The 19,994-nt window shown below is 52.8% G+C and carries 17 protein-coding genes; 5 read left to right on the forward strand and 12 right to left on the reverse strand.

All coding sequences use genetic code 11. The features are described from left to right. Positions 1-17: 17 nt before the first annotated feature. The 5 genes from QMX86_RS01085 to QMX86_RS01105 form a co-directional block, all read right to left on the reverse strand. A complete protein-coding gene (locus tag QMX86_RS01085) occupies positions 18-500 on the reverse strand; it encodes a Mov34/MPN/PAD-1 family protein (RefSeq protein ID WP_151550850.1) in 483 nt (160 codons plus the stop codon). After that, on the reverse strand, positions 497-2,281 hold the full coding sequence (locus QMX86_RS01090) for a ThiF family adenylyltransferase (protein WP_151550849.1): 1,785 nt from the start codon (positions 2,279-2,281) through the stop codon (positions 497-499). The genes QMX86_RS01085 and QMX86_RS01090 overlap by 4 nt, the downstream gene beginning before the upstream one ends. Then, on the reverse strand, positions 2,265-3,515 hold the full coding sequence (locus QMX86_RS01095; RefSeq protein ID WP_151550848.1) for a nucleotidyltransferase: 1,251 nt from the start codon (positions 3,513-3,515) through the stop codon (positions 2,265-2,267). Before QMX86_RS01095 ends, QMX86_RS01090 begins: the two co-directional genes overlap by 17 nt. Beyond that, entirely contained in the window at positions 3,516-4,682 is a 1,167-nt protein-coding gene (locus QMX86_RS01100; protein ID WP_151550847.1) for an SAVED domain-containing protein, read from the reverse strand. A gap of 380 nt (positions 4,683-5,062) precedes the next feature. Beyond that, positions 5,063-5,914, reverse strand: a complete 852-nt coding sequence (locus tag QMX86_RS01105; protein ID WP_151550846.1) for a sterol desaturase family protein — start codon at positions 5,912-5,914, stop codon at positions 5,063-5,065. A 156-nt stretch (positions 5,915-6,070) separates the two neighbouring features. Here QMX86_RS01105 and QMX86_RS01110 point away from each other — a divergent pair, with 156 nt between their 5' ends. Next, on the forward strand, positions 6,071-6,964 hold the full coding sequence (locus QMX86_RS01110; RefSeq protein WP_178116898.1) for a cation transporter: 894 nt from the start codon (positions 6,071-6,073) through the stop codon (positions 6,962-6,964). 27 nt (positions 6,965-6,991) lie between these two features. On the opposite strand, the gene QMX86_RS01115 is transcribed toward QMX86_RS01110, so the two are convergent. Then, positions 6,992-7,288, reverse strand: a complete 297-nt coding sequence (locus QMX86_RS01115) for a helix-turn-helix transcriptional regulator (RefSeq protein WP_282381799.1) — start codon at positions 7,286-7,288, stop codon at positions 6,992-6,994. A 252-nt stretch (positions 7,289-7,540) separates the two neighbouring features. Here QMX86_RS01115 and QMX86_RS01120 point away from each other — a divergent pair, with 252 nt between their 5' ends. Continuing rightward, complete coding sequence (locus QMX86_RS01120) at positions 7,541-7,705, forward strand: hypothetical protein (protein WP_256675392.1); 165 nt, start codon at positions 7,541-7,543, stop codon at positions 7,703-7,705. A 53-nt stretch (positions 7,706-7,758) separates the two neighbouring features. Here the strand turns inward: QMX86_RS01120 and lspA are convergent, their stop codons facing one another. Further along, positions 7,759-8,262 carry a signal peptidase II gene (gene lspA, locus QMX86_RS01125; protein WP_151550844.1) on the reverse strand — a complete coding sequence of 168 codons (504 nt, stop codon included), beginning with the start codon at positions 8,260-8,262 and terminating at the stop codon, positions 7,759-7,761. A 756-nt stretch (positions 8,263-9,018) separates the two neighbouring features. Here lspA and QMX86_RS01130 point away from each other — a divergent pair. Then, a complete protein-coding gene (locus QMX86_RS01130; RefSeq protein ID WP_024014894.1) occupies positions 9,019-10,344 on the forward strand; it encodes an OprD family porin in 1,326 nt (441 codons plus the stop codon). Between the two features lie 368 nt (positions 10,345-10,712). Here the strand turns inward: QMX86_RS01130 and QMX86_RS01135 are convergent, their stop codons facing one another. The 5 genes from QMX86_RS01135 to QMX86_RS01155 form a co-directional block, all read right to left on the reverse strand. Then, complete coding sequence (locus QMX86_RS01135) at positions 10,713-11,045, reverse strand: DUF2790 domain-containing protein (protein ID WP_024014895.1); 333 nt, start codon at positions 11,043-11,045, stop codon at positions 10,713-10,715. Positions 11,046-11,196: 151 nt separating this feature from the next. After that, positions 11,197-11,391, reverse strand: a complete 195-nt coding sequence (locus QMX86_RS01140) for a co-regulatory protein PtrA N-terminal domain-containing protein (RefSeq protein WP_024014896.1) — start codon at positions 11,389-11,391, stop codon at positions 11,197-11,199. A 142-nt stretch (positions 11,392-11,533) separates the two neighbouring features. Next, entirely contained in the window at positions 11,534-14,701 is a 3,168-nt protein-coding gene (locus QMX86_RS01145; RefSeq protein ID WP_151552795.1) for a CusA/CzcA family heavy metal efflux RND transporter, read from the reverse strand. A 26-nt stretch (positions 14,702-14,727) separates the two neighbouring features. Continuing rightward, the gene (locus QMX86_RS01150) at positions 14,728-15,951 is read right to left on the reverse strand and encodes an efflux RND transporter periplasmic adaptor subunit (protein WP_151552794.1); all 1,224 of its coding nucleotides are present in this window, start codon (positions 15,949-15,951) and stop codon (positions 14,728-14,730) included. An 89-nt stretch (positions 15,952-16,040) separates the two neighbouring features. Beyond that, the gene (locus QMX86_RS01155) at positions 16,041-17,249 is read right to left on the reverse strand and encodes a TolC family protein (protein ID WP_024014899.1); all 1,209 of its coding nucleotides are present in this window, start codon (positions 17,247-17,249) and stop codon (positions 16,041-16,043) included. A 553-nt stretch (positions 17,250-17,802) separates the two neighbouring features. Between QMX86_RS01155 and QMX86_RS01160 the strand changes: the two genes are divergently transcribed. Next, the gene (locus tag QMX86_RS01160) at positions 17,803-18,477 is read left to right on the forward strand and encodes a heavy metal response regulator transcription factor (protein WP_039593197.1); all 675 of its coding nucleotides are present in this window, start codon (positions 17,803-17,805) and stop codon (positions 18,475-18,477) included. Then, positions 18,474-19,910 carry a heavy metal sensor histidine kinase gene (locus tag QMX86_RS01165; RefSeq protein ID WP_151550776.1) on the forward strand — a complete coding sequence of 479 codons (1,437 nt, stop codon included), beginning with the start codon at positions 18,474-18,476 and terminating at the stop codon, positions 19,908-19,910. Before QMX86_RS01160 ends, QMX86_RS01165 begins: the two co-directional genes overlap by 4 nt. Positions 19,911-19,994: the final 84 nt, after the last annotated feature.

Below are 19,994 nucleotides of genomic sequence, written 5' to 3' on the forward strand. Positions count from 1 at the left end.
TGGCACCGACTTGAAGCTTATCTAAGCCAGGTTGCCTCAACATATCTGCCGCCCCTGAACGACCACGCCTTGATGCCTTCTGGTTTTTCGGACTTGCCAACGATAACGGCTATTGGGTGCGGCAGATCCTGCGTGTAACGCGCAGCAAATCTGGAGAAACTTCCTATGTCTGCCGGAGAAATCACCGGAACAGATTGGGGATGCGTATGCCAATAGCCCACCAGACGTAACCCTTGTTCGTTAGCAGCTTGGATCTCCTGGCAGCACCGCTCCGCATCCAACTCTAGCCAAGACCAGCCTGACCGATCGGCGCGATGAGGCAACGTGGCCAAGGCCAGCAGCAACCCTTTCGGATTAACCGGGTTGACGAATAACTGTCCCCCTCGCTCCACGCCAAAGAGGCCCTGCCGATGACTATCCAAGATGTCCGCGACAGCTTGCGACACCAATAGCTCGGAATCCACCTCCGCCCATCTCCAGCGCCAAGCGATATCCGTCATACCATGTCATCCTTATGTTCCGGCCATCCGCGCTCGAGTAGGAGTTGCTGCGCCCCCTCTTGAAGTTTGGGCCCATGGTATTGGCCTCCTAGGCTCGGCACATCTTCAGGCCTGTAGATACTGCTGACCCAAGATGCAGTGGTGATGTTGCCGGTCAATGCACGTAAAGCCGTGTGCGACACCATAGAGGCGATATTGGTCATCCCCAGCGATCCGCCTGGAATAAAGCTCTCCCCACAAGCGGGCAGTGGAACCACACCTCCTCCCGGCCACTCTGTAAACTTATGAAGAAAATCGCCGATGTCCGTGAATAAATGACGGCCATCAAAGGTACCGGCTGGTGCGAATAGCGCGTGGCCTACCTGGGTATACGGTTCGCTCCAGGCTTGTAAAAGTCCCCAAGAAACGCCGCTGGATTTGGCTCGCCATACAGTGACCTCCGACTGCCAGTCCGCTGTCGTAATCACCACAAGATCTGCGTTATCGAACACTTCTGGTTTGCTGCTCATAACTACTTCGGCGAAAGTCGAATAAGCGGTGCATTCTGTAGTCGGAAGATCTAACAGAATCTTGTCCCTCAACGCTGAGGCTTTCAGCCTCCCTAGGCTATCCGCTCCCAGAACGTGCCTACCCAGATTGGCTGACACCAGAGTGTCAGGATCGATGAGGGCAAGGTGGCCGACACCGGAGCGTGCCAATTGTATTGCCACCGCACTGCCTAACGAGCCAACGCCAACACAAACGACCCGAGCATTTTCAAGGTGTTTTGCAGTGCCGCTTATATCGCGGGACAGAATGGACGCACGATCAAGCACGTCTAGGGCAGTTGCGCGAACAAGTGCCGGAGGATGTGCATTTGCGATGGCTGGCCGGCGGCGCGCTGTGCGCAAGCCAAACTTTGCCCCCCGCTCTTGCTGTACGCCAAGCGAGCGCACATTGAGGCAATAAGTTGGAGCATCCGTCCCCCCAGGAAGCTCCAGGACAATCCATCGACTCGCCAACGTTCCGTGCAGCTCAAACCATGCCAGCAATTGCTCGGCATCGTCTGGTTGAAGGTGTGGCGTGAGCCAGAGCAATAAATCTTCTGGATCCGGAGTGCGGATATCCGGATAAGTCTGAAGCTTGACGTAAAAACCAGGAGTTTCGGCCGCGCGAATGACAGCGGAGCGCCCGACAACCCGTCGGTAATGCCCTTTGAGTGCAGCTACGTTCGATCCTAGCCAAACCGTTTCCTGTCCGGATGGCACAGCCCGGCGCGGATCGCTGAGAGCAAACAACTGCGAGGCGGCCTGAGGCCGATCCAAAAGTAAGAGGTTCTGGAATGACTGACCGTGCTGAAAAGACCAGTAGGTAGTGATCTCATTCTGAAATTCGATATCGCGCGTTGCCTGACTTGATCCCATCTTGGACAACGAAACGATCTGGGCCAAGCGAGCAAGGCTGTCCTCTACCACGACCTCCGGGGAGCCCATAATGGGGCGTTCCTGAAAGCCATGAAGGCAAAGCCCCGACTTAGTGGCATGCGGCCAAACCAGCCATGGAGAAGGTTCGACGTTTAGCCGCAAGAGCCCACGGGGAAAGTTGGAGGGAAAACCAATACGCAGTCGCCGCTCCTGCCCCGTGTAATCGATGGGCAAGGGGAAGTGAAAGCACGCCGCTTCGTCAGCCCGCATGGGTGCGGGCTGGAGCAATGCATCGGCTGCATCCTGACCTAGGGTATTTCGCAGTGCGGCGATTCCGCGCTGCAATGGCGTCTTAAGAGGATCAGCCAAGGCGTCCAACTGGCTTTACGCTCGACTGAGAGGTTCCGCCACCGCTGGCCCCTCCGAAGAGGGAACCCATCGAAGCAGAGTTTCGAGTAGTGCCATCCGGTCGGCCGGGCATCGTCCAATTCGCAGGGATCTCATTGTTTACCGCCGTAATGAATGCCGGCGCGATACCGAAATTCTTTTTCACTGCCTCGGCAAAAGAATCATTGGACTCAAAATTTTCCAGACCCAAGGACACGGATGCACTGGCGTCCGCATGCCACTTGGCAAACGCTTTGCGATAGCCTTGCCCCTCGCCCGGTCGATTCCACTTCTCTGCAAAGTTTTCGCCGTTATCGGCAGGGTTGCAGACAAAGCAATCGCTACCTCTTTGCGCGATGTGCTGCGGCATTCTGCGAACGATTTCCAGAATTGCATCGAGCGGTGCCAGAGGCTTCGACTGGGACTCCTTCACGACATCCAGGTACGCGTGAGTGGCCAGAGTGGTGATAACTGCAGATATGGGCCGAGTATCAGCGCTCCTAGTTTTGATGGCCCATTCATCGCGATGCCGCTTAAGCAGCTTTATGGTCGCACGCAGGGGATCTTGATCGATGTAGTCCTGATAATGCGGCAAAGGATCTTGTGTCGCGGCATCAAGCATTCGCTGGCTTTTGGCAATCACCAAGCTCTCCAAGGAGATTTCCTGGGCAGAAGCAACCTGTAACCAATTCGAGTAAGGGATAGGGCTGCTTGGTTTCCACCCTGTGACCCGATCCGGGACCTCCAGCTTACCCTCGCCGTTTGCTTCGCCATTTCCATTGATCGCGCGGGCAGGCGTGACATCGATGTGGAAACCCGGATTTTCGTCGGCATAAATGATCCGGATGCCACGACGTAATTGCTTAACTTCTTCCTGAACGCGAGAGCCTTCCCTAAAACGCTGCTCAATCGCTTCTAGAACTTCGTTCGCACTAGCGCCTTGAGCGTTAGGGAGCCAGATAATCGCGTCCGCATCAATGGTGTCCAGATCCGCAGGCGCACCGAGGATTGGCTTGATGGTCGTTTTCAGCCGCATCGAGCCTTGAACAAAAATATGTGCCTCAGCGAGCAGCGGGTTGTCGGAGGCCGAGAGGATTTTTTCCAGTTGGGAGTAGCGGTCATTTATTTTTTCGTACTGCGCTTCCGACAGCGAGATTTCCCGCGCGGCGCGAAGCAGAAAATATTCCCAACTGCTGCGCTTGGTCTGTTCGTTGCTCAATAGCATTTACCTAGCCTCCTGGGCCACCGAGCCCAATTGCAGTGTTTGCGTAAACCGATCTTGGTTTTCTTTGTCCCGATCGAAGATCAGGTACGTATGTTGGTGCTGCGTTGTAAGCAACGCGCCAAACTCGATGGCCAATGCCGCAGGAATAGCAGCGAAGACGTGGATAGGGGTAGGAGTCAGAGCTTCAAGCTGGCTCAGTCGTATTTGAAGTGCGTCACGAAAGGCATGAATCACCCGACGGTTTTGTACCATCGCATAGCTTGGCTCTGGGATCGACAGCTCTGCTATACGTGCACCGGGCAGAGCGTCGAGCACGTCGCGAACTGGAACTTGCGCAGAAATGGAGAGCACAAGCGCCAGCGGCCCATCGCCGTCGGAGGGAGGTGTAAACAAAAAAACGGGCGGCTCCGCGGACTGATCGGGCCAGCGCAAAAGATGCTCGCGGTGAAAGGCGAAGATCAAGCGCTTGGAGCGGTCGCCGATACTCTGGCCCAACATCATCAAAGCCGGAATGTCGGCCAAGCCTACCACTGCTAGCGCGGGCGAGTCGCCATAGGTGCCGCCGCGACGCTTGAGTTGCTGCTCAAGCTCATACTGCACACTGTCTTTGACGTTTTGCCAATAAGTGGTGTCCCTGCCGCGTGGTCCGGGCGCAGCGAAGGTGATTTTGATGCCTTGATCGAAGGCGGTTAATCCCTCAGCAGACATCGCAGTCAACAGATCGCGAACGGGAATATCGGTGATCGTCTGGAAATGCTGACTCTGGACGATGAGAGGAATGGCTCTGCCACCATCGGGGGTCGTTGCGGCGAGCCGGATGCGTTCCAGGTACGCTTGGTGTAAACCACTCAAATCATTTTCAGGGTAACCATCTGCGTCACGATCAATTTTGTCATGACAGCCTGGGCACAGGAGCATCAGGTTAGCGGTATCGTTGGTATGCGCCTCAGCGTCATGATCTGCGCGACCCCGAGGCCCCTTCGGACTGGCGGGTAGGATATGCGCCACTTCGCCCCATTTCATCGGTTTGCCGGCACGATAGTCGAACGTTAGATCTGTACCACACAGTTCACAATGACCAGCGGCCTGTATCCATACGATCCGCTTCGTCTCATCATTCGTGTTAAAGCGCCCGCTCGCGCCTTTAACGTCTTCTTGCTCTGCCATTTCGACCTACCCCCGAGAAACATCCATGATAAAAAACGATGATGGCCAGATAAAATCATCTTAAGGTCATTCACTCCAATTACAAGAAAGATCTGAGCGTGGCGGATGCTGAATCGGTTTAAGCACCGAGGTCGATTTGAGCAACAGAAAGGGAATAATGGCGGCGTCGTTTTCTGGCAAACGCGATTGGGTAAGAGTGCTGGCCGCAGCGTATGTATCGAAATTAGCGAATTTATGCAAAAGACATAAACTCGCTAATTTCGTTACATATCTGTTCAAAACCACATGAATTCGATTTCAAGGCGACTCTACAGCCGCTCACGAAGGGCCGCTAACAAAAGAATTAGCTGATTGATCACTATAGTCGTACGTTTCCAAAGCTAGCGCCGAAACGGTGCGATCAGTTGCGCTCGATACCCAGTCGGATAGTCCCGCTCTTGGAGACCTACTTGGGCATCACCGAGCTTGTCCGCTCCCTCATAGAAGGTTCCAAATAGCTGATCCCATAAAAGGAAGAACTCCCCAAAGTTTACCTGGGCATCCTCGAACTCCCGCTTATGGTGCCAGCGATGTGTCTCCGCGACTGCCATCACGTTGCGTAGCCAACCCAGCGAGTAATCGAGGTTTGAATGCTGGAAGGCCAAGTGAACGGTCAAGATGCTGAACCAAGTTGCGACAACCGCCGACGGCGCGCCTGATGCGAGCAGAATTACTAATCCCGGTCCGGCCATTAGCGCCGCATGTAGAGGATGTCTGCGCTCCCCATTCATCCAATACAGTCTATCTGCGCTGTGATGAATCATGTGCATACGCCACAGCCAATGCACCCGATGGCTGATGCGATGCATGACATACAGGCTTAAATCGAGGACGGTTGCGACCAGAACCAGCTGTAACCAGAGGGGACTCTCGCTGGGAAAAAGACGAACTGATGCCGGCACCGCATCGCCAAGCTTGGCCAGGACTTCAGCAGTGAACTGAATGACGGAGAGGTTGACCAGCATATGCAATGCGTCGGTGGTGGTGTCTTGATGATCTTCGAGCCAAGACCTACGAAAAGGTTGGAATTTTTCCAATCCGGCGATCGCGAACACGCTCACCATGGCGATGATGAGTGTAGTCGGCCATGGCGGAATGCCGGTGTATAGCGCCCAGATCATGAAGGCAGCGCTGCCACCAAATATGAGCGGATAGCTCATCCAGCGTATGGCGTATCGGAAAATAACAATCATCTCTCACCTCCTGTAGGAAGCGAAGACGATATGTTAGAGGCCGGCGTTTGAATTGAATGAAAGAGCTACAATCGAGGAATCAGCATTCCCGCTTGACCTTATAGCGGCTAGAAGGTTTGTAATCGAAAGGACTGAAGGCATTAGGAGGAGCGGTCCATGAGTTCTTGTGACAAATCCTGTGGCTGCGGCCCGGCTTCGACAGGCCCAGAAGCAGCAGCAAAACCATTGAATGAAAGAACTTGGATCAGTAAGTTTTCGGTGCCAAAAATGGACTGTCCTTCCGAAGAAAGGATGATCAGACTCGCACTGAAGGGCTTGCACGAGATTGCTTCATTATCTTTTGATCTATCCGGTAGACAGGTAAGTGTATTTCACGAAGGGCCTGTAGATCAGATTGCTATCAAGTTGGAGTCACTTGGCTTGGGAGCAACGCTCCTGGGTACGCAGCCAGTCAGCCCTGAGTCCATATCGGCTAACAGTGCCAGTGAAGAGCTGAATGCTTCAAAGGAAGCCGGCACTCTAAAAATCTTGCTAGGCATCAACGGCGCGATGTTTGTCGCAGAAATGGGTGCTGGCCTCATTGCTCAATCGACTGGGCTGATTGCCGACTCGCTGGACATGTTTGCTGATGCGGCCGTCTACGGGCTGGCTCTCTATGCAGTCGGTCGCAGCGCCGGGATGCAGGTACGTGCGGCGCATTTGGCGGGTATGTTTCAGATCATTTTAGCCTTGGGTGTGCTTTTTGAAGTTGCTCGACGCTTTCTCTATGGCAGCGAACCTGAGTCAATGTTGATGATGGGGATAGGCGCCGCCGCGCTGGTGGCGAACGTTACTTGCCTGTGGCTGATCTATCGCCACCGCGAAGGTGGCGCCCACATGAAAGCGAGTTGGATTTTCTCAGCCAACGATGTGATTGCGAACGTAGGCGTAATCGCTGCGGGGGCATTGGTCGCGTGGACAGGGTCTTCGTACCCAGACTTCGTGATTGGTACGGTCGTTGGTCTGATCGTGCTGAACGGCGCACGTCGAATCCTGGCGCTGAAAGCTTAACTATTCGAATCGGCAAGCGGCCTGTAGCTAAGGCCGCAAAGCTGGCGCGACACTCGCTTCGCGCAGGTTCACCTCGGCGAGCGCCGATGAAGGATCTATACCCAACAGCGAGCGAAAGGTTCTGGAGAAGTGGGCAGAGTCGGAGAATCCTGACTCGTGAGCGGCAGCGGTAATAGGTTGCCCGCACGCCAGATACCGAACTGCCTGGGTCAGCCTTAGCCACTTCGCATAGCTACGCAGCGGCAAACCCGTCTGCTCCACGAACCAATGCGAGAATCGAGTTGGGGACAGGTGGACCAACGCGGCCAACTCTTCGCGTCGCACCTTGCCCTGGTAAATGGCCGTACTGACTACTGCCAGGCGCTGATCTTCGACTGGAAGTACATCACCTATCTGTAGAGCTTTTCGCACTGCGGACCGAGTGTCTCCCGTGCCTCCCGTCAGGGAGTTCGCAATTTCTGCGGCTTCAGCCGGAGCGATCTCGATTAAAGTCGGCCACATGCTTTTCGGCAGAGCTTGGGCCTCTTCTGCCAAAACATCCAAGTAGATTGAAACAATGAAGGCTCCGCTGATTCGATGCCGAACTCCGGCAGGAATAAACACTGCAAACTCGGTGTGCTGACTTTGCAGGCACTCAACTGTTATGGGCGCGTCCAGACCTATCGTTATCTGATGAGCCTGATGGTGATGCCAATCCTGATGACCAGCACGGCCAGCGAAGACCGCCAGCCCAGTCGTTAGCCACGCGCGACCAGACCACCTGACGGAATCAATTGGAAGGTGGCGCTCCATCGTCAGCGCTTACTTGAGGGCGCTGGGCTTTTCACGCTCGAGATCAATAAAAGCGATACCCCGCCAACGATGGCGATATCCGCGACATTGAACGCTGGCCAGTGCCAGCCTTGATAGTGAAAATCCAGATAGTCCACGACAAAGCCTCGGACAGACCGGTCGATGAGATTTCCCACGGCGCCACCCAAGACGAGACAATAGCCCAAGGCTTCGCTCCAGGGACGTTCTCGTCGAAGTACCGCGATGAGCGTCAATGCTACGGTCAGCGCAATAACAACAAAAAAGGAACGCTGCCAGCCTCCGGCGTCAGCCAAGAAGCTGAACGCGGCGCCAGTATTACGGGCATGCACTATGTTGAAGAATGAGCTTACGGCGACCGAGGAGCCCAGGTCATAGAGGTGCTCGATAGTGAACTTGAGCCCCTGATCGAGCAACGCCAATGCAGCTGCGATTCCCCACCAAAGCCCAGGTCTGGAAGCCCGCGTGGTCGTAATGCACGTGATCATTGACTGCCCCGTAATAAAACCTTCATTTCGTCCGCTACTCGCACCGTTTGTATGGCGTCGACTCGTGCTCGTCCGATTTTTCCCCCACGATTCGAGAAAAGCAAAGCAGCCGTATTACACGCCACTTGACCAACGCATCAGTCGCTCTCTCCCGGCCGTCCAAATTATCAGCCATAGCTGTAAGAATGGAGCTTAGGCACGGGCTGAGTAAGGTTTTTGAGCCGTTCCCAGCCATGGATAACCTTAGACCATTTCGTTTCTAGTAGATAAATGTCACTCGGACAGTATTCGTCGATAGCCGCTGGCAAGCCATGATTCGTGTCACTCTCATCTACGCAGTAAGCGTAAGCCATTCTGAATTACCAACAGCCTCCCCCTCACCGCGAATACAGCTACCCACGTATTGGCTCGGTGGACACTATTAGCTCCGCAGTTGTGTCAAAAAAAGCGTTTCGTTGGACGGATACGATCTGAGCGCAGATCGCGTGTGAATACCCCGCTTGAGCTGCGGATCATAAGGCTCTCATGAACTGTAACGTAGCAAACAAGATCTGCACATCAGCTGACACGCCCCAAATAAAGCCAATCTAAAAAGCAGAGATACATTACAAAATTGTAATTTTCTGATCATGTCCACGTTATCTCCAGATTGCAACGATACAACTCGGCGACGATGCGGGAGGCACATCCTGCTTTCTGTAAACAATAATTCCAGCCGAAGAGCTTTCTAGTTCTGCCGAACCTAAGGAGTGATGTATGAATAACAACACGAAATTTTCGATGGCCGCGTTGGCGATCGTTGTCAGTTCTGGCCCTTCCACGGTATTTGCGGAAGAAAAGGCCGAAGGATTTGTGGAAGGCAGCAGCCTTACTGTTCTCAACCGAAACTATTACTTCAATCGTGATCATCGCAACGGCCAATCGAGTGCAACGGGCAACGGTTACTCCGAGGCCTGGGCACATGCCATCATTAGTAAATTCGAGTCCGGGTTTACTCAGGGCACTGTGGGTGTCGGTGTTGACGCGTTCGCCATGATCGGATTGAAACTCGACACAGGTGACGGGCGTAATGGTGGCCGTAGTTCGTTCGATGTACTACCGGTCAATAGTGATGGGCAGGCTAGAGACGAATATACTAAAATTGGAGGTGCAGCAAAAATTCGCGCCTTTGACACGGTAGTAAAGGTCGGCGACGTATTCCCATCTAACCCAGTCGTTGCCGCTGGTGACTCCAGACTTCTACCAGAAAGTTTCACAGGCGTAACGGCGACAAACACCAGCTTTGACGGATTGACTGTTCAGGCGGGCCGCCTTCACGCTATGAGCCAGCCAACTTCCAGCAATATGCGCGACAATTTCGCGACATTTTATGCCGGACCTGTTAATTCACCGTGGGTCGGCTACTTTGGCGGTGACTACAATCTGAACAAGAATGTGATCGTTAGCCTCTACTCCAGCCGCCTTAAAGACGCCTGGAATCAATATTATGCCGGCACGGGATTAAACTATTCGCTTTCGGATGAACTCTCCGTATTCGGCGGCTTGAACTACTACAAAGCCGTCGACGAAGGCAAAAAATTGCTAGGTGAATTCAACAATAATATTTGGAGTGCTAAAGTCGGCGTGAAGTATGGCGCACACTCTGTCGCATTGTCTCACCAACGAAACAATGGTAACGACGACTTCGACTACCTCCGCCAATCGGATTCCATTTTTCTCGACAACTCAATCCAATACAGCGATTTCAACTCGCCTAAAGAGCGTTCATGGATGGTCCGATACGACTTGGATATGACGACATATGGCGTGCCAGGACTGTCGTTTATGACACGTTACGCCCGTGGCACCGATGCCGATTACTCCAACGCTAATGGAACCTACATGCGACGGGATGCAGAGGGAAATCCGCTGACCGATCAGAAACGCTGGGAACGCGATATTGAGGTGAAATATGTCGTTCAGACCGGATCTTTGAAGGACATGTCTTTCCGCCTGCGCCAAGCAAACACTCGTGCTACAGCGTTTGAATCTGACCTTGATGAAGTACGTGTGATTGTTGAGTATCCATTAGCTGTCATGTGACATCGAACGGGATGACTCGCTGTGCGAGCGTCCCGTCCTTCGAAAAGTTACAGAAATGTCATTTTTCAATCATCTTCACGTTAGGTTATGTTTTTTATACTTATCGTGAGTTGATAGAATCTTAGCTAGCGCATCTGGCTGGGGTTCTATGGATGAGTAGCTAGATTGTGAAAATCCAAACTCAATGCTGTTCAGTTGTCATATCCATTCACCTTTGGAAGCTCCTTTGCTCCTTTGGTAAGGTGAATTTTGAGACGCCCTTCGGGGCGTCTTTTTTTGCCTTTCAGAACTCGAACAAACAAAAACGCCCGACACCTTTGACTAACGAAGCGGGTCGCGCGTTTAATTGTCATATGACAGCGCAGGTATTAACCGCCTCGCCTACGGCAGTCTCCAGCTACAGTGTAAGTGATCGTGTTTAGTTGCCCTACGGAGTCTTCATAAGTCATTGCGGCCGGCACTACTGCGCAGATTTTCGCAGGCCGCACCACACTGATCACCTTTACCACATCCACCTTCATTCCATATTCATATCGCTTCGGTACCGGCGCGCTTTTTCCTTGGCTGACTGCGTACTTCTCCATAGCTTTGGTGTTGGCAGCCATCATTTTTTCGAAAGCCTTATCTCCTCCCCCCTCTGCAAACACGCTTGACGAGACAGCTAAAACTCCGAACAAAGCTAAAATGTTGATAGATTTCATATTCAGCACCTCAACTAATACAGTCAAGATAATATCAGGCTAATGATTGCGACCGGGTGGCGCTAAAATTACAAGTATGTAATCAAACCGGCAAAAAAAACCCGCCACTAGGAGCCTAGGGGCGGGCTGATTCCAAACTGCATGGCTACGCTTACTTAGCCTTCTCATTCTTTTCGTCACTTGACACCACTGAGGCATTTTTTCCTTGTTTCGCCACATACTTCTCCATTGCCAGATCTTTTGCCGCCATCATCTTCTCGAATGTTCTGTCTCCACCGCCTTCCGCCATAGCGAATGAAGAAAGGGCCAAAGCGCCCGCAACAGCAAAGATTTTAGTAAGTTTCATTCTGACACCTCATATAGATAACGCTATTAGGGTATCAATGCGAACCTATCATCACGGTGGCGCTCAGATTACATATTCGTAATCGTTCCTGGTATAAAAAACCCGCTGATGAACAACCGCAGCGGGCTCAAAACCAAAAGAACTATTGGGTTGTTATTCTCCCTTCTGCGGGTTCATCTTCATCGTGGCGGTGCACCCATTGATAGAGCGCAGGCAGTATTAACAGCGTTAATGCAGTCGAGGACAGGATGCCCCCAATCACAACGGTGGCCAGTGGTCGTTGAACCTCTGCCCCGGTGCCAGTGGCCAGAGCCATAGGTATAAAGCCGAGGGAAGCCACCAAAGCTGTCATCAATACCGGACGAAGCCGCGTGAGGGCTCCTTCATTGATAGCAGAATTTAACGAATACCCCCGCTCTCGAAGATTGCGAATGAACGCTATCATCACCAAACCGTTCAGCACCGCAACCCCCGACAAAGCAATGAAACCAACACCCGCCGAGATCGATAGCGGGATGTCACGTAGCCACAAAGCCATGACCCCTCCAGTCAACGCGAATGGAATACCGGTGAATACCAGGAGGCCGTCCTTGAGATTGTTGAACATCATGAAAAGCAGGGCAAATACAAGGAGCAGGGCCACCGGGACAACGATTTGGAGACGTTTCGCAGCCGACTGGAGTTGCTCAAATTGCCCACCCCAGTTAGTCCAATAACCAGCCGGCACCTGTACCTCTCGATCAATAGCGCTGCTGGCCTCTTGAACAAAAGAGCCTATATCCCGACCTCGCACGTTAGCGCTTACGATTACCAGACGCTTACCATTTTCGCGACTGACCTGGTTCGGCCCAAGCACCAGATCGAGAGTTGCCACTTCTGAGAGGGCAATAAAACCAATCTGTTCTGCATTGCCATTGACCAGCGCCGGTACTGGAATCAGCAACGTAGACAACCCTTCAATGTCCTTGCGCATGGCATCGGATAAACGCACAACCATATCGAAACGACGGTCTCCTTCATACATCGTACCCGCTTGGCGACCACCAACCGCTACCGCTATGGTGTCCTGTACATCGCCAACATTCAGGCCATAACGCGCGGCCTTGTCACGGTCGATGTTAATGGTAAGTACTGGTAGCCCTGTGGTCTGCTCGACTTTGACCTCTGAAGCTCCTTCGACCTTCTGCATAGAGGCAGCGATTTTCGCAGCTGTGCTGTTAAGCACTGCCATGTCATCACCGAAGACCTTAACGGCTACGTCACTGCGCACGCCTGATATAAGCTCGTTGAAACGCAATTGAATAGGCTGCGAAAGCTCATAGTTGCTGCCGGGCATCGCGGCCGTAGCCTTTTGAATATCCGCGACTAACTCATCCCGGGATTTGTTCGGATCAGGCCATTGATCCTTAGGCTTAAGCATCACATAGCTGTCAGAGATATTCGGCGGCATTGGATCGGAGGCAATCTCTGCGGTACCGGTACGAGCAAAAACTCGTTCGACTTCAGGCACTTTTGCCAGCACTAGCTTTTCCAAACGCTGCTGCATTTCTACCGATTGCGTCAGACTGGTGCCCGGCACGCGTAGTGCTTGCAGGGCAAAATCCCCTTCGCTGAGGCTCGGTACAAACTCACTTCCCATTCGACTGGCGACAACCCCGCACACTGCAATGAGGCCTAGTGCCATGGCAAAGGCCACTGATCGGTGCTTCATGACCCAATCCAGCGCAGGTGCATACATCCGACGCGCGCCACGCATGATCACGTTCTCTTCTTCCTTGACCTTGCCAGTTACGAACATGGCAATCGCCGCAGGAACAAAGGTAACGGACAGCAGCATGGCGCCCAGCAGGGCGATTACGACTGTAAACGCCATGGGGTGGAACATTTTCCCTTCAACACCGGTCAGGGCAAAAATCGGGAGATACACGACCATGATGATCAACTGACCGAAAATCAGTGGGCGGCGCGCTTCCTTTGCCGCTGCAAACACTTCATGCATCCGTTCGGAACGTGTGAGGATACGTCCATGGTGCTGTTGTGCATGAGCCAAGCGCCGGATCGCGTTTTCGACAATCACCACCGCTCCGTCAACAATGATGCCGAAGTCCAACGCGCCGAGACTCATCAGGTTGGCGCTGACTTTGTTGGTGAACATACCGGTGAATGTGAACAGCATGGCCAAAGGAATAACCATGGCAGTGATCAATGCGGCGCGAATGTTGCCCAAGAACAGGAACAGAATTGCGATGACCAGGATCGCACCTTCAATCAGGTTCTTTTTGACCGTGGCAATCGCCTTGTCCACGAGATTGGTACGGTCGTATACCGTGACCGCCACCACCCCCTCAGGTAGTGACCGATTGACTTGCTCCAGTTTGGCGGCAACGGCCTGAGAGACGGTTCGGCTATTTTCACCGATCAACATGAACACAGTGCCAAGCACGACTTCACGACCGTTTTCGGTAGCCGCACCCGTGCGCAGCTCACGGCCGATATCAACTGTTGCCACATTCTTGATGCGGATTGGCGTGCCATCGACATTAGCCATCACGATGTTGGCAACGTCGTCGGTGGTTGCCACCTGCCCGGGGGCACGAATGAGGAGTTGTTCACCACTGCGTTCGATGTATCCGGCACCGACGTTGGCATTATTCCGTTCCAGCGCCGTCACAAGATCAGTCAGAGTCAGCTTGTATGCCGCCAGGCGTTTTGGATCGGGAGCAATTTGATATTCTTTGGCGAAACCACCAATGGTGTTGATTTCGGCGACGCCGGGAACGTTGCGCAACTGAGGTTTAATAATCCAATCCTGGATCACCCTCAAGTCGGTCGGGGTGTAAGGGCTGCCATCCTCTTTAACGGCGCCTTCTTTTGCCTCAACTGTCCATAGGAAAATTTCACCCAGGCCGGTAGAGATCGGCCCCATGACCGCTTCCACGCCCTCGGGTAATTGCTCCTTGGCAACCTGCAGTCGCTCATTGACCAATTGCCGGGCGAAGAACAGGTCGGTGCCTTCCTTGAATATCACGGTGACTTGCGACAGACCTGAGCGTGAGAGCGAACGCGTTTGCTCAAGAGCTGGCAAGCCGGCCATGGCGGTTTCGATGGGGAAAGTGATTCGCTGTTCTGTCTCCAGTGGCGAGAAACCTGCGGCACCCGTGTTGATCTGCACCTGGACGTTTGTAATGTCGGGTACTGCGTCGATCGGAAGTTTCTGATAGCTGGCGATGCCGAGGCCAGCCATGAGAAGAACCGCGAGCAGCACGATGATGCGTTGCTCGATTGCAAATTGGATCAGGCGTTCGAACATAAGAACCTTCTCGTGGAAATGGCGGATCAGTGGGAGTGTTCAGCCGAGGCTTTACCCAGCTCTGACTTCAGAATGAAGCTGCCGGCAGCAGCGACTTGAACACCGGGCTCCAGGCCCTCTGTGATCTCAACCAGACCCGCCGCACGACTGCCTATTTCCACCGGCTGCGCCTTAAATCCGTCATCAGTTCGAACGAAAACTGTAGGTTTATCCTCGACCGTCTGGATCGCCACTTCTGGCACCGCGACTTTCGTCTGCCGGGTATCGGTATCTACCAGCACGGTAACGAACAGTCCGGGACGCCAGGCGCCTTTCGGATTGGGTAGGGTCACGCGGACCGTGGCGGTACGGGTCTGCTCGCCCAACAAACTTCCTACGTAGGCCACGGTGCCCGTAACTTCGGCACTCAACTCTGGGGCATTGACGGTAACGGACTTGCCCACCAGCACCTTGTTCAAATCCTTGGGGGAGACGCCAAAAGTTACCCACACACGGGACAAGTCCGAAAGAGTGAAGGCATTGGTGGTTTCGCTGACAACCTCACCAAGGCCCAAGTGTTTCTCAACCACGACGCCATCGAACGGCGCACGCAGCTCATACCGGTTGCCGCCGCTGGCTACCGAGCTTCCACTAAGTACGCTGATTTTTTGACGGGCATTGCTGAGGGCGATTTCAGCTTCTTGCAGAGCCTGACGGGCTTGAAGGAAATCTTGTTCGGCAGAGATTTTGTCTTGCCATAACTGTCGCTCACGCTCGTAGGTGGTACGCGCCAACTCCAGACGACGTTGCGCTGCGGCTTGCTCACTACGCTGATCAGAAATTTGCTGGCTGGCGATAACGGCTAGTAGCTGGCCTTTTTTCACCGGCTGGCCAAGATTGACATGTACCGACTCGACGACGCCAGGCACTCGGGGCACGACATGGGAAGTCCGGTCGTCATCGAACCGGACTTCTCCGGGGAAGGGCAATGACAGGCTGATGCTTTGTGCCTTTGCTTCGGCCAACTGTATGCCAGCCGCGCTAATCTGCTCCTCGCTAAGTGTCAGGTGACCTTCTTCCTCTTCGCCCTCGGCATGTTCGCCTACAGCTGTTGACCCACCAGCATCCTTGTTGGCGTCATCATCGTGGCCATGCTCCTCATGAGGCTGAGCTTCGGCGGACGGTGCAGACGTGTTACCAACCCAGAATGAGCCGATTCCCATGCCCACCGTCAGGGTCAGCGCGATAACAAAAATTTGTTTTTTATCCATGGAAACTCCCTACGCAGCTCAATCGGGCAGTCACGAATTAGCGTGACAAATGCAGTGCTGAGCAGCGGTACAAAAGCGTTATATGAAATTCACTGGGAACGAGTTAACTGAGTGACATCACCGAAAACTCGCTCAATGCGCACCCAGGCGTCTGTTGCCTCTGCAATGGCCTGGATGTATTGGTTACGTGCGCTGATCAACGTGCGCTGTGCATCGAGCACATCCAGGAAGTTGAACTTGCCCATTTCGAAACCTCGGGTCGCGGTGTCGACGGCATTTTGGGCGGCAGGCAGGATGGTTTGATTGAAAGAGGTAACTTCGGTGTTCGCCGTCATCCACTGATCCAGAGCGATCTGAATTTCTGTACGCAGGCGTAACTCGCTTGAATTGCGAAGGTCGCGGGCCTGATCGGCTCGGCGGGCTGCTGCCAGTACATTGCCTTGATTACGATTGAACAACGGAATGGGCATCGACAGCCCCACAACGTTCACACGCTCGCGTTCTCGTTCATCGTATTGACTGCCCACACTTACGGTGAGATCTGGAACACGCTGAGACTTCTCCAGATCAAGAGAAGCTTCACGCTGATCAATTTGTAGTTTTGCCAATCGTAATTCGGCAGTTTCACCGATGCGGTTGAGCAGCAGTGACGGTTCCGGAACGTTGGGCATTGGCCGGTCTGACTCACCGACGGATTTAAACGAAGGCAACGGTGCGCCCATTACGCGCGCAAGCTGCTGATAGGCATTTGCTTCGTCGCGCTCAGCACGCCGCAGTTCTAGGCGCACTTCAGATAACTGTACCTCTGCTCGTGTACCTTCGATGGGGGATGATTTACCACTATTAATCCGTCCTTGAGCAACACGAACACCGCGCTCGGCAAGCACAAGGGATTGACGCGATAAGAGCAATCTCTGCTGGGCCGTCGAGGCGCTAGAAAAGGCCTGGATGACTTCTGCACGTAGAATATTGCGTTTACGCTCCAATTCAATACTAGCCGCGTCTTGGGCTCGACTGGCAACGTCTATCCTAGCTCCGCGCTTGCCGCCAAGCTCAATCGGTTGGTTGATCATTACCGTCGTAGTGCGCGAGCTCCGTCGGGTATCTTCAGCTTCCCAAGAAAGCTCGGGGTTGGGAATCAAACCCGCTTGTTTTCGATCTCCTTGGCTGATACCAATTTCCCATTGTGCTGCCGCCAAATCGGGATTGTTAGCAAAGGCCGATTCCAGTGCCTGATCCATGGTCAGCGTCTGAGAAGACGAAACTGCGGCAAAACTGGTGTCTGCCATTAAGAACATACAACTCAAGCCTACAACTAGTAAGGACTTTTGTATGTTCAAGGGTGCAGTTAACTTTCTATGCGGACGCAATTTCATAGTTCCTTCAACGCCTATTCTCTATACGTAAATGTAAAGTTTTGCACTTATCAGCAAGGTGACTGAAAAATTACAAATACGTTATCCAACGATGCAGCTATTTTTTTTGCACTAGCATAGGAGGAATGAAAGATTCGAACGTGGGGGCAGCAATATGCCGAAACAAATACCAACCTGGTATCTGCCGAACAGCACTTGTCGATTTTGGTTAACCATGTGTGGCGCTTGCCCAGTGTTCGATTCAACGGTCAAAGTGCGACACGTTGTCGCAAGGAGTCGCTGTGATGGCTCAAGACCGGGGGTTTAAGCTTGACCCTGTAGCGGCTACAGGCTTTAAGATCATTATTTAATATCTAATGCCGGATATCGGTAAGCGCAAAAAATTAAATGGTTTCGAATTATATAATTCTTCTCAGAAAATAAAACAATAACACTTCTGACCCAACTGACTTCCTATTGAAGAGGGCGAAATATCATGCGAATCCTTGTAATTGAGGACGAGCCTAAAACTGCCGAATACTTGCATCAAGGGCTGACAGAAAGTGGCTATATAGTCGACCGTGCGGTAACCGGAGCAGATGGACTTCATCTTGCACGTCAACATGTCTATGATTTGGTGATACTCGACGTTAATCTTCCAGAACTTGATGGCTGGGGTGTTCTTGAACATCTGCGCCAAAGCAGCAATACCAGGGTGATGATGTTGACGGCCCGGGGACGGCTTGCGGACAAAATTCGCGGGCTCGATCTGGGTGCTGATGACTATCTGGTTAAACCGTTTGAGTTCCCAGAGCTGCTTGCCCGAGTACGAACCCTTATGCGTCGAAGTGAACACATTCCTGTACCGCAGGTACTCAAAGTAGCCGATCTGGAGCTCGATCAAGGGCGCCACCGTGCCTTTCGTGGCGCGCAGCGTATAGATTTGACGACCAAGGAGTTCGCGCTTCTGCATCTACTGATGCGTCAGACTGGAGAGGTACTCTCACGAACCCAAATCATCTCCTTAGTGTGGGATATGAATTTTGACTGCGACACCAACGTTGTAGAGGTTTCAATCCGTAGATTGAGGGCCAAAATTGACGATCCCTTTGATAACAAATTGATCCACACCCTTCGCGGGGTTGGTTACGTATTGGAGGCACGCGAATGAAGCCGGCGAGCCTGTCAATGCGACTTGGTTTGACGGTGAGTATCTTGGGGGCGTTGTTAGTGGTGTTTCTGGCTATATTGGCCTTTTTCGCGCTAACACATGAGCTGGATAAATTGGCGAAACATAGTCTGGAAAAGAAAATGGAGCAGGTGGAACACAGCCTCTCATTTTACGAGGATATGGCGGAGGTGAACTCGAAACCGCACTCCTTGCTGGATCAAGTCATGGGGCACGATAATCTAAATTTGTCCATCTATGACCTGACAAACCTCAGGACCCCAGTACTAAAATTCGGAACTGGTTTGTCGGATCCACGAATCGAATTGAAAGCTGCTAATGCCGCCATCGACAATCTTTCATATTCCTCAAATTCCGACAGCGAAGGTCGACACTTCCTCACCGCATCCAAACTCATCCGATTGAAGAATGGTAAAAATGTCGCCGTATTGCTGTCCATGGATAGTGCGAACGATGAAGCATTGCTCAGCGCGTATCTTCGATCGACGATTATTGCTCTACCGCTTTTACTGATACTCATTGGAATTAGCGCTTGGGCCGTGGTGCAACGAGGGCTCTCTCCCCTGAGAGAATTTCGAAAGGTCGCCGCCATGATCTCTGCCCAAGATCTCAGTCATCGTCTTTCAGTGGTAAAAATGCCTCAGGAACTGAGTGAACTGGCCCATGGTATCAATTTCATGCTCCACAGGCTCGACAGTGGTATTCAGCAGCTGTCGCAGTTTTCCGATGACTTGGCCCATGAATTACGTTCCCCAATCACCAATTTGATGGGAAAGGCACAAGTGACACTATCTCGGGAGCGACCTGCAGAAGAGTACAAAGCGGTGTTGGAGTCTTGCACCGAAGAGTTGGGCCGAGTCACCCGGATCGTCTCGGATATGCTCTTCCTCGCTCAAGTCAGTCATCCAGCGGCGCTCGTCCCGTTCGAGACAATTACCTTAGAAGATGAAGCATTGAAGGTCGTCGATCTGTTTTCACTGTCGGCGGAAGAAAAGCGGATCAGCCTAAGCGTCGCCGGAAATGGCAAGACCATTGGCGACAGGCTGATGATTCAGCGAGCAATATCGAATCTGCTGTCGAACGCTATACGCCACTGCCCGGCCGGCCAATCTATTTCAATTGTTATCGAAAGCCATGCCGAACGAGTCTCGCTACTTGTAGGCAATCCAGGCGCAGGGATCGAACCTCAGCATCTGACGCACTTGTTCGACCGTTTTTATAGAGTCGACACCAGTCGCTCCCGTGCGGAAGGTGGGACTGGTCTTGGCTTGGCGATTGTCAGATCGATCATGAGTCTTCATCAGGGAACAGCGGAGGTTCAGAGCATGCCTGGTAGCATTACCGTTTTCAGGTTGAATTTTCCAAACCTCGAAGGACAAACTTCCTGGCAGCAGGCAAGACGGGTTCAGGGGTGAGTTTCAATATCAAGCTTGCAAAATCCGCACTCATATCCCCCCATACCTCTAGAAATGCTCTGGTGGTGTAGGGGGCCTCCCCTT

This window comes from Pseudomonas sp. PS01270, from assembly GCF_029959775.1.
Classification (GTDB): Bacteria; Pseudomonadota; Gammaproteobacteria; order Pseudomonadales; family Pseudomonadaceae; genus Aquipseudomonas; species Aquipseudomonas atacamensis.